Below are 10,183 nucleotides of genomic sequence, written 5' to 3' on the forward strand. Positions count from 1 at the left end.
TAAAGTATTGAATCATCCTCTGTTCTTGTAATAATATAAGAGAGGATTCACCGTCCTGTTATTATATCTCAACTCAAAATGAAGATGTGGTCCTGTTGTTCTTCCACTTGAACCGACATAGGCAATTGTTTCTCCCTTTTCCACAATATCTCCCTTTTTCACAGCTATTTTGACATTGTGGGCATAGAGAGATTCAAATCCCATTCCATGGTCTATTATTACCTTTCTTCCGTAACCAGAATAGTCATAGCCGGCAAAGAGAACCTTTCCATCAGCAATTGCCCTGACAGGAGTCCAATATGGAGAAGAGAGGTCAACGCCCTTGTGAAATGAAATTTTTCCTGTTATAGGGTCGATTCTCGTACCATAGCGTGACCTGATTCTTCCCGGTACAGGGAGAAACGAATAGACAAAAGGCGGATAGCTTCTGTAAAACTTTCTCTTGTCAAAAAAGTTGGTTATATCAGAAAACACCTTTTCTCTATCCAACAATGTGTCGTAAAGATTCTCTGCTCCCTTATCGTAGAAGGAAAAATTATAAATCACATTGTCTTTACTCGTTTCTTCCGGACCTCCCAAACCACTATTGTCTTTATCAGCGTTTTTTACCGAACTTAAACCAAAAATATCTTTCAGCTTTTCTTCGAAATCATTTACCCTCTCTGCCTGCATTTTTAGAAGATAGATATCTTCTCTATATTTTTGATTTTCATTCTGCAAAAGTTCATTTCTTTTTTTCAGGAAATCAGTATCCAACCTCTGCACAGTCTTTTCATGCTTCACGCCTAACAGAAATCCTGTTCCTCCAACGATTAGGAGCAAAGATACTATACAAAAAGCATAAAGATAAATTTTCAATCTTTCATTCATAAAACAAACATCCACCTAATTGCAATTATCTATAATTTTACAGGAGTGATGTATTTCCATACAAGAAGAATTTTGTCAAGGCAATGCAATTTTTATTTTTTTATGAATTTGATTAATTCTTGATTTAACATCCTTGAAGAATGGGTTTTCTTCTAATATTTCTTCGTATATTTGCAGAGCATTATCATTTGAATCCATCGATTCATAAAGAAGAGCTTTATTGTATTGAAGAAGTAAATAATTTTCATCCTTATTGGGGAATCGATTTATACCTTCCTCCAATAATCCTATCGCTTTTTCCCTGTTTCCAAGCGAAAATTCACATTTTGCTGTAAAAATCAAGCTATCAACATACAAGGATTCATCATTGATACTTTTTTTGAATTCTTCTATAGCTTCCGAAAAAAGCTCCATTTCCATATATGCAATGCCAAGGTCGAAGTGTGTTTGCATATCCTTATCCTCTATTGTGCACTCAACTGCCCTTTTGAAATCTCTGAGAATTTCATCAACAACGATTGGCTCTCCATTGCTTATTGAATCCTTGTTTTTCCTTTCTTTTTTACCTTCTATATCTACCTTTAACTCTTCTGCAAGATTGAAGAAAGAAGAGCTTTCTTTTTCATCATTATTAAATTTAGTTGTCCTTTTTGAAATGTCTGCCTCTTCTCCCTTACTACTGCCTAATCTTTCACTTTGAACAGTAAAAGATTTCTCCTTTTCTATTTTTGCCTTCTGAGGTAAAGCAGCTTTACTTTCATTTTCCTCAATTTGTTTCTTCAGAGATTCGACTTGCTTTCTTATTGATTCATCATCAGGACAAAGTTCTAATGCCCTTTCAGCATAGATGAGAGCTTTTCTGAGTTTCTTATCACTTTCATATGAGAGAGAAATAAATAGATTGTCCTGCGCAGCTCCTTTGATATCACCCGTAATTTTTAGAATTTCTGCTCTTTTCTCTCTCATCTCAACGCTCAGTATCTCCTCATCATCGAGCTCAGAGCAAACATCTAAAAATTCTTCATACTTTTTCGAATCAATTAGTTCTTTGAGAAGCTCTTTGAAAACATTCTTAGCTTCCTCGTCTCTACCAAGTTTTGCATAAACTCTTCCAAGAAGTTTCCTATATTCAATGTTCTCCTTGTCCTTCTCTAATACCTTTTTTACCATCGAAAGCGCTTCAGCATACTCTTCAGAAGCGTAATATATTCTGCTCAACAACTGCCATGCCTTTGTGTTTTCAATTTTTGCTATGTTGTATTTTTTTGCTATTTCGACAGCCTGATGAATTTTGCCCTCTTTGATAAGACATTCCACAGCATAAAGAGATGCTTCCAAATTGTCTGGAGCACATTCAAGGCATTTTATGAAATTGCTGTAAGCTTCAGAGTAATTTTTTGCCTCAAAATTGTTAATCCCTATTTTGAAAAATTGCTCTGCCGCATCACTTTTTGCAGGATATTCTGCAAGTGAATCCATTAAATTTCTTTTAACTGCAGGGTCATTTGGCGTCAACTCATAGAGTCTCTTCAATATCTCAATCTTATTGATATTGTCTTTCTTTTTTGAATAGTAATCTAATAGCCAATTGTAGCAGTTTCTTGCTTCCCCTATAAGTTTGAGCGCCGAATATGCATCAGCCATTACAATGTATATTTGAGGGTCATTCTTATCTATCCTCAACGCTTTTTTCATCATAGCGATGCTTTTATGATAAAATCCCCGCATAGACATCTCTTTTGCAATATAGGTAAAGCACTTCACCGCTTCATCTCTCATCCCAATTCTTGAATAGATGTCTCCAAGCGTATTTCGCGCCTGCATATCGTCAGGGTCTAATTCAATGAGCTCTTCATAAAATTTTAGCGCTTTTTTAACATCCCCCTTTTGCAGTGCCCTTTGGGCGCTTTCTTTGATGTATTTTTTCTTATCCATCTTCTTTTTTGTCCCTTATAATCCCTTCTTCATTCCATTCAGGAAGACTGTATTTAGAATTTTTTATTAAGTTAATCTCGTCAATTTCTTCTTTGGAAAAAGGTTTTTTGATGAACTTTATTCCATATCTTTCAAAAGTCCTTGTTATCTCCGTCTTTAATCTTTTTCTATCAATTACTTCCCCGCATATCTCCCTCAATCCGCAAAGATTCTCCTTCAATTTTTCAATACCTCTTATCGGCAAATTTCCTTCTTTAAGAAAGATTCTATCGAGATGAAAATAGTCCACATCGAGCATTATGGCGCCATGTTGAAGAAACACTCCTTTACTCCTCTTTTGTGCACTCCCGACAAATTTTCTTCTCTTCCAAGACAACTCATAGTCGGACTTTGAAACAAAGCAGTTATAAAACTTTATATTTGGATTGCGATTTGAAGGCAAAAGGTCATCTACATCAATATCGAGTCTCTTCAATGCTTCGGCAATCATCATATGAATAAAAAAATAAAGACTCTTCGTCTTTGGCTGAGGAAGCATATTTGCAGGAATAGCAACTGAATAGGTTTGGTCATTATGATGAAAGACTGTTTCACCACCTGTAATTCTTCTTACCCATTGAAAGCCGCAGGAATTTATATAATCAACATCAAGAAACAGTTTAACTTTTTGGTTATAACCTACTGATATTCCTGATGGTTTCCATTCATAAAATCTCAAAGTAGGTATTTCTTCCTCCTTTGAGAAATGCATAAGATATTCATCTGCGGCCATATTGAAATAGGAGTCTGCTGCGCCTGAATCAATCAAACGCCACCTTTTTTGCGACAATTTTTTTTCAATTGATTTAAAATTCAACATAAGAAGAACTTCTCCAATTTAAAAAATCGAAATTATTACTATCTTCACAATTTTTCAAATAATGTCCATAGTTGACTTACTCGATTGTTCCCTTTTGGCACATTCATAGGAGAATAAATTATTAATACAAATTATTGCTCAAAGGTATTTTTACAGTATGTATGTATAAGCGTATGCCCGCATTAAACAACTCGATATAACTATATCATAGCGCAATACTTTGACTGGTTTATGCAATAACATATATTTCCTAAATCAATCCTCTTTTGCGCTCTTGAAGATGATGCAGGTGGTCGAAAATAAGAAGATGCGGGATGGGAATAGAGTTTACTGCTTTCTTGCGTAATAGTTCAAATCAAGCTGCTTAGCCGCCTTTACTTCATCCAACCTTGATATAGAAAGAGAGTGGGGGGCATTTTTGACGATTTCCGGCTCTGTTTCCGATTCTTCAGCAATTTTTATCATTGCCTCGATGAATTCATCAAGAGTCTCGATGCTTTCAGTTTCAGTGGGCTCAATCATCAGCGCTTCATTGACGATAAGAGGAAAATATATCGTAGGGGGATGAAAGCCGTAATCCATTAGCCGTTTGGCAATATCGAGCGTTTTTACACCTTTCTTTTTCTGTTTCGAGCCTGAGAGCACAAATTCATGCATACATTTCCTGTCATAAGGTAGTTCATAATAGTTCTTCAATGACTCTTTAAGATAATTTGCATTCAAAATTGCATTTTCGCTTATCTCTCTGAGTCCTTTTTCTCCAACGGACAGCAAGTAAACATATGCTCTTACCATTACGAGAAAATTTCCATAGAATGAATGAAGTCTGCCGATAGATTTTTTTTGTTCCCAATCAAAGTGAAAATGATTACCTTTTCTAACTATCCGAGGTACAGGCAGAAAATCAGAGAGCTCTTTCTTAACGCCAACAGGTCCTGCGCCGGGGCCTCCGCACCCGTGAGGAGTTGAAAAGCTCTTGTGAAGATTGAAATGAACGATGTCGAACCCCATATCTCCCGGCTTGAGAAAACCCAACATAGCATTTAGATTTGCGCCGTCCATATAGAGGAGACTGCCATTTTTATGAAGCATAGAGGAAATCTTCTGAATACCAGATTCAAAAAAGCCAAGTGTATTTGGATTGGTTATCATTAAAGCCGCTGTGGCAGGAGTTATAGCTTTCTCAAGTTCGTCAATATCGAGTTCTCCCTTCTCAGAGGATTTGACCGTCCTGACCTTCATTCCTGCAAGAGCTGCACTTGCAGGGTTTGTGCCGTGCGCAGAATCAGGAATAATTATTTCATCTCTCTTCTCCCCTTTATCCTTGAAGTATGCCCGAATAATCATTGTCCCGCAAAGCTCACCTTGTGCGCCTGCAGAAGGTTGGAGGGTAACAGCATCCATTCCGCTGATTTTTGAAAGCATATCAGAAAGCTCATACATTATCTGAAGTGCACCTTGGCAATTTTCTTCTAAAGCAAATGGATGAAGCTCTTTAAAGCCCTTCAGAGAAGACATCTTTTCATTTATTTTGGGATTATATTTCATTGTGCAGGAACCGAGAGGATAAAATCCCGTATCAACGCTGTAATTTTTTCTTGATAGATTGATGAAATGCCTTATTATTTCCGGTTCAGAAACTTCAGGCAATTGTGCGGGCTTCTTTCTCAAAAGCCTTTCAGGGACAACCTTCTCAATATCGACTTCAGGTACATCGAGCTGAGGAAGAGAATAACCCTTTTTCCCTTCCCTGCTGTATTCGAAAATCAGTTTGCTTGAATTCTTTTCTGACATCTAATAATTTCTTCTCAGTATAATTGTTTTATTGTCTTGTCCAATCCGCTGACAAGTGATGAAATTTCCTCTCTACTTCTTTTTTCTGTCACAGCCACTAAAAGCATATTCTCGTATGATTTATCGAAAAAAGACGACAATGCAACTCCCGGAATAATTCCGCTTATGCTCATTCTTTCTATCACATCCCTTGCCGAGACAGGAAGTGACAAAGCAAATTCCTTGAAGAATGGCTTATCATTAATCAACTCAATTTCAGAATTGATGGAACAAAGAGATTTTGCCGCATAATGAGATTTAGATAGACACTGCAGGGCAACTTCTCTAATTCCTTCTTTTCCCAAACTTACCAGATATACACATGCCGCCAATGCTGTCAGAGCTTGATTCGAACAGATATTCGATGTTGCCTTTTCCCGTCTAATGTGCTGTTCTCTCGTCTGCAAGGTAAGAACAAAACCATGCCTTCCCTCTTTATCCGTTGTTGCGCCAACTACCCTTCCCGGCATCTGCCTTACATACTCTCTACGGCATGCGAAGAAGCCAAGATAAGGACCTCCAAAGGAAAGAGGTATCCCCATTGGCTGTCCCTCGCCTGTGATTATATCTGCGCCAAAAGCCGCCGGGCTTTCCAATATTCCAAGCGCTATAGGGTCAACCGAAAATATTTTCAGAGCACCCTTTGATGATGCAATTTCACAGTATTCATCGATATCTTGAATTGAACCAAAAAAGTCAGGATACTGAAACACGCAGGCATTTACATTTTCATCTATTAGCTCTTTAAAAACATCGATATCCAAGATTCCATTCTTCTGCGGTATGGTCAATACTTCTATCTCCAACCCCTGCAAATAAGTCTTCACCACTTTTACATAAGAGGGATTTACTGTACCTGCGATGAGAATTTTATTTCTCTTTTTTATCCGTGAAGCCATCAATGCAGCTTCAGCCAATGCTGATGCGCCATCATACATCGATGCATTCGACACATCGAGCCCTGTCAACTCGCATATCAGACTCTGATATTCATAGATTGTCTGAAGAGTGCCTTGACTAATCTCAGGTTGGTAAGGCGTGTAAGCCGTAAGAAACTCCGACCGAGATATAATCGTTTCAATATGTGCAGGCACATAATGGTCATAAGCACCTGCCCCAGCAAAGCTCAAGATCTTCTTTTCAGGCGCATTTTGAGCTGAAAGGCTTTCTAACTTTCGTTCAATTTCGATCTCACTGAGAGGTCCCGGAATATCGATCCTTTTGTCTGAAATAAGCTCCTTTGGAATATCCTCGAGGAGCTCATCAAAACTGGAAACTCCCAATTTCTTGTATATCTTCTCCTTGTCACGGGAAGTATTAGGAATATATTTCACTCTTTCTTTTCCTCTTCTACATAGGAAATATAAGCTGAAGCATCCAAAAGTGAATCGAGCTGTGATTTATCGTCGATCTCGACTGAAAGCAACCAACCCTCACCATAAGGATCGCTGTTTACCAATTCCGGTTCATCAGCTATCCTTCCATTGACTGCTGAAACTTTTCCAGTCACAGGTGAATAAAGATCTGATACGGCTTTTACTGACTCGATGGATCCAAAAACTTCACCCTGCGTAACTTCAGCGCCTTCTTCAGGAAGTTCAACAAAAACGATATCTCCAAGTTCCTGTTGCGCATAGTCGGTAATTCCTACTTTTACTTCGTTCTCTGACTCAACTCTTGCCCACTCATGTTCTTTTGTATATTTTAAATCTTCAGGACAATTCATTTAATCTCCTCCTATTTATTTTATATTTCCATACTATTTTTTATAAAAAGGCGTTTTCACAACTTCCGCTTTCAAATTCTTACCCCTTATGGAAACAAAAAAAGATGTTCCAATAGAAGAATATTCTGTTTTTACTAAAGCCATACCTATTGAATCACCTGTTGAGAATGATTTATTCCCGCTCGTAACCTTTCCAATAATATTTCCATCTGCAATTATCTCATAGCCCTGCCGTGGTATGCCTGCGTCAATCATCTTAAAACCAACAAGTCTTCTCGGTATTCCTTCCTCTTTCTGCTTTAAAAGGGCGTCTCTACCAACGAAAAAACCCTTGTCAAAATCCACATACCTCTCAAGGCATGCTTCTAAGGGTGTTATTGAGTCGTCAATATCGTTTCCATAGAGAGTATATTTCATTTCGAGGCGCAATGTGTCTCTTGCACCCAATCCTGCAGGCTTCAGTCCATATTCTTTTCCTGCTTCCATCAGCAAATTCCATATTGTTTCAGCACGATTTCTCTGGAAAAAAAATTCAAATCCCTTTTCCCCTGTATATCCAGTACGAGATATTATTACATTATCATTTCCTATTTTTCCCTCAGTAAAATGAAAAAAACGAAGTGATTTCAAATCAGCATCTTCTGCTACCTTCGCAAGTATTTCATCAGCCATAGGTCCCTGTAATGCTATGATACCCTTCTCAGTGCTTTCATTTTTTGTTTCTGCAATATCACCGCTATTTTTCTTTATCCATTCATAATCCTTCTCCACATTCGATGCATTGACACAGAAAAAATAGCTTTCTTCACCAATCTTGAAAAGAGTTACATCATCAACAATTCCGCCTTTCTCATTGCAGAGAAGTCCGTAGCTTACTACGCCATTCTTCATTTTCGTTGCGTCTGCTGTAAATACCTTTTGCACTGCATCCAAGGCATTCTTACCAGATACTGATACATATCCCATATGGCTCACATCGAAGATGCCTGCCTTGCTTCTCACTGTAAGATGCTCATCACGAATACCTGTATAATATACAGGCATCTCCCATCCGTGAAAATCTATTATTTTTGCATTGTACTTCAAATGGACAGGATAAAGAGGTGTTCTTTTGGGACTTTCTGCGCTTCCTGACATATCTCTTATTTGCCTTCCTGAGGAATTTGTTCAGCAGGCAGAGATTCTGTCTGTTTACTTTTTTCTGTTTCAGTTGTAACAGCGGCATTATTTTTCGTGGCATTATTTGAAGGCGGAACGGTCTGCTCTGCAGCAGGTTTCCCCTCTTCCACCTCAGGAATTATAGATTCTGTCCCGGGCCTTGAAGCAAGAGATGATAGTATAAGAGATGTTATCATAAAGATAGTTGCAGCAGCAGTTGTCAACTTTCCAAGAAATCCTGTTGGACCATAACTTCCAAAGAGGGTTTGGCTTGCTCCTCCAAAAGCGGCTCCCATTTCTGAGCCCTTACCCTGCTGTAGAAGAACAACAAGAATAAGGAAAATGCTGACAATGACATGAAATATCACTAAAAAAGTATACATCTTAATTTCCTTCCTTTTTAAATTTTACGATACTTGCAAAACTATCTACTTTTAAACTTGCTCCTCCGACAAGAGCGCCATCGATGTCGGCTTCAGCCATCAATCCTGAAATATTTTCCGGTTTTACGCTTCCACCATAAAGAATCGATGTATTCTCCGAAACCTCTCCACCATACTTCTTTTCAATTTTTTCTCGAATAAAGGAATGGACTTCCTGAGCTTGGTCAGGCGTTGCTGTTTTTCCTGTACCGATAGCCCAAACTGGTTCATAAGCTATTATGGTATTGGCAAAGGTTTCCTTGTCGATGTCATTTAGTGCTCCATTCAACTGCTTTTCGATTACCTCAAAAGTCTTTTCTGCTTCTCTTTCTTCAAGTGTTTCTCCAATGCACAATATAGGGATTAGATTATGTGAATAAGCCGCTTTGAGGCGCTTGTTTACTGTTTCATCGGTTTCGCCGAAATATTGTCTTCTTTCTGAATGTCCAATAATACAATGACTGCATCCTGCATCTGTGAGCATAAGCGGTGAAATTTCTCCTGTAAAAGCTCCTTTTTCCTCCCAAAAGATATTCTGTGATGACAATTTTATTTTTGTATCAGCAATCTTTTGATGTACAGCATACAGGGCAGTATATGGCGGCGCAACAATGATTTCGACATTATCCGCATCACTGCATTTTTCAGCTATTCCTTCGACAAGACTAATTGCTTCTGGAATTGTCATATGCATCTTCCAGTTGCCTGCGATTATTGTTTTTCTCATTCCATTATTCCTCTTTTATTTATCAGTGAGCGACACCAATCCGGGAAGCTCTTTTCCTTCCAAAAACTCTAATGACGCTCCACCTCCTGTTGAAACATGACTGAATTTATCGCTCAATCCCATCTTCTTTACAGCTGAAGCTGAATCACCACCTCCTATGATGCTCACTGCCTTTGATTCGGCTATTGCCTGAGCAATTGCCTTGGTACCTTCAGCAAACTTCTCTATCTCAAACACTCCCATTGGCCCATTCCAAACAACCATTGCCGCATTCTTTATCTTTTCAGTATAAAGATTGATTGTTTGTGGCCCAATGTCAGCACCCATCAGATTATCAGGAATTGCAGCATCCGATGTCGTTTCAGTTTGTGAATTCTCGCTTATTTCATTTGCCGCAATATGGTCAACAGGCAGTAAGAATTCGGCGTTAGCCCTCTTGCTCTTCTCCAATATATCGTTTGCCACATCAATCTTGTCATCTTCTACAAGAGATTTCCCTACATTGATACCCTTTGCCTTTAAAATCGTGTATGCCATTGCTCCGCCTATCAACATTGTATCAGCTTTACCAAGAAGTGTTTCGATTACCTGTATCTTGTCTGAAACTTTGGCGCCACCAAGCACCGCAACGAAGGGCTTATCAGGATTTTCGA

Annotated in this window: 10 protein-coding genes; all 10 read right to left on the reverse strand. The window is 38.4% G+C overall.

The window, feature by feature from the left end; all coding sequences use genetic code 11:
* Positions 1–12: 12 nt before the first annotated feature.
* Positions 13–870 carry a M23 family metallopeptidase gene (locus D6734_01740; GenBank protein RMF97597.1) on the reverse strand — a complete coding sequence of 286 codons (858 nt, stop codon included), beginning with the start codon at positions 868–870 and terminating at the stop codon, positions 13–15.
* Between the two features lie 75 nt (positions 871–945).
* Positions 946–2,805, reverse strand: a complete 1,860-nt coding sequence (locus D6734_01745) for a hypothetical protein (GenBank protein RMF97598.1) — start codon at positions 2,803–2,805, stop codon at positions 946–948.
* On the reverse strand, positions 2,798–3,664 hold the full coding sequence (locus tag D6734_01750; GenBank protein ID RMF97599.1) for a lipoate--protein ligase family protein: 867 nt from the start codon (positions 3,662–3,664) through the stop codon (positions 2,798–2,800). The genes D6734_01745 and D6734_01750 overlap by 8 nt, the downstream gene beginning before the upstream one ends.
* Positions 3,665–3,991: 327 nt before the next feature.
* The gene (locus D6734_01755) at positions 3,992–5,458 is read right to left on the reverse strand and encodes a glycine dehydrogenase subunit 2 (GenBank protein ID RMF97600.1); all 1,467 of its coding nucleotides are present in this window, start codon (positions 5,456–5,458) and stop codon (positions 3,992–3,994) included.
* Positions 5,459–5,472: 14 nt separating this feature from the next.
* Complete coding sequence (locus D6734_01760) at positions 5,473–6,831, reverse strand: aminomethyl-transferring glycine dehydrogenase subunit GcvPA (GenBank protein RMF97601.1); 1,359 nt, start codon at positions 6,829–6,831, stop codon at positions 5,473–5,475.
* Positions 6,828–7,223: a glycine cleavage system protein GcvH gene (gene gcvH / locus D6734_01765; protein ID RMF97602.1), complete on the reverse strand. Its 396-nt coding sequence runs from the start codon at positions 7,221–7,223 to the stop codon at positions 6,828–6,830. The genes D6734_01760 and gcvH overlap by 4 nt, the downstream gene beginning before the upstream one ends.
* A 33-nt stretch (positions 7,224–7,256) precedes the next feature.
* Positions 7,257–8,360 (reverse strand): glycine cleavage system aminomethyltransferase GcvT, encoded by a 1,104-nt coding sequence (gcvT, locus tag D6734_01770; GenBank protein RMF97603.1) that lies wholly within the window; start codon positions 8,358–8,360, stop codon positions 7,257–7,259.
* A gap of 5 nt (positions 8,361–8,365) precedes the next feature.
* Complete coding sequence (gene secG, locus D6734_01775; GenBank protein RMF97604.1) at positions 8,366–8,764, reverse strand: preprotein translocase subunit SecG; 399 nt, start codon at positions 8,762–8,764, stop codon at positions 8,366–8,368.
* A gap of 1 nt (position 8,765) precedes the next feature.
* Entirely contained in the window at positions 8,766–9,530 is a 765-nt protein-coding gene (locus D6734_01780; GenBank protein ID RMF97605.1) for a triose-phosphate isomerase, read from the reverse strand.
* A 15-nt stretch (positions 9,531–9,545) separates the two neighbouring features.
* Positions 9,546–10,183, reverse strand: a 638-nt coding sequence (pgk, locus tag D6734_01785; GenBank protein ID RMF97606.1) for a phosphoglycerate kinase, incomplete at its 5' end; no start/stop codon positions are given.

The organism is Candidatus Schekmanbacteria bacterium (genome assembly GCA_003695725.1).
GTDB lineage: Bacteria > Schekmanbacteria > GWA2-38-11 > GWA2-38-11 > J061 > J061.

Excerpts from the sequence above, each read along its gene's own strand:
- D6734_01740 (RMF97597.1), bottom strand. The coding sequence starts at position 870 with ATGAATGAAAGATTGAAAATTTATCTTTATGCTTTTTGTATAGTATCT.
- D6734_01745 (RMF97598.1), bottom strand. The coding sequence starts at position 2,805 with ATGGATAAGAAAAAATACATCAAAGAAAGCGCCCAAAGGGCACTGCAA.
- D6734_01750 (RMF97599.1), bottom strand. The coding sequence starts at position 3,664 with ATGTTGAATTTTAAATCAATTGAAAAAAAATTGTCGCAAAAAAGGTGG.
- D6734_01755 (RMF97600.1), bottom strand. The coding sequence starts at position 5,458 with ATGTCAGAAAAGAATTCAAGCAAACTGATTTTCGAATACAGCAGGGAA.
- gcvH (RMF97602.1), bottom strand. The coding sequence starts at position 7,223 with ATGAATTGTCCTGAAGATTTAAAATATACAAAAGAACATGAGTGGGCA.
- gcvT (RMF97603.1), bottom strand. The coding sequence starts at position 8,360 with ATGTCAGGAAGCGCAGAAAGTCCCAAAAGAACACCTCTTTATCCTGTC.
- secG (RMF97604.1), bottom strand. The coding sequence starts at position 8,764 with ATGTATACTTTTTTAGTGATATTTCATGTCATTGTCAGCATTTTCCTT.
- D6734_01780 (RMF97605.1), bottom strand. The coding sequence starts at position 9,530 with ATGAGAAAAACAATAATCGCAGGCAACTGGAAGATGCATATGACAATT.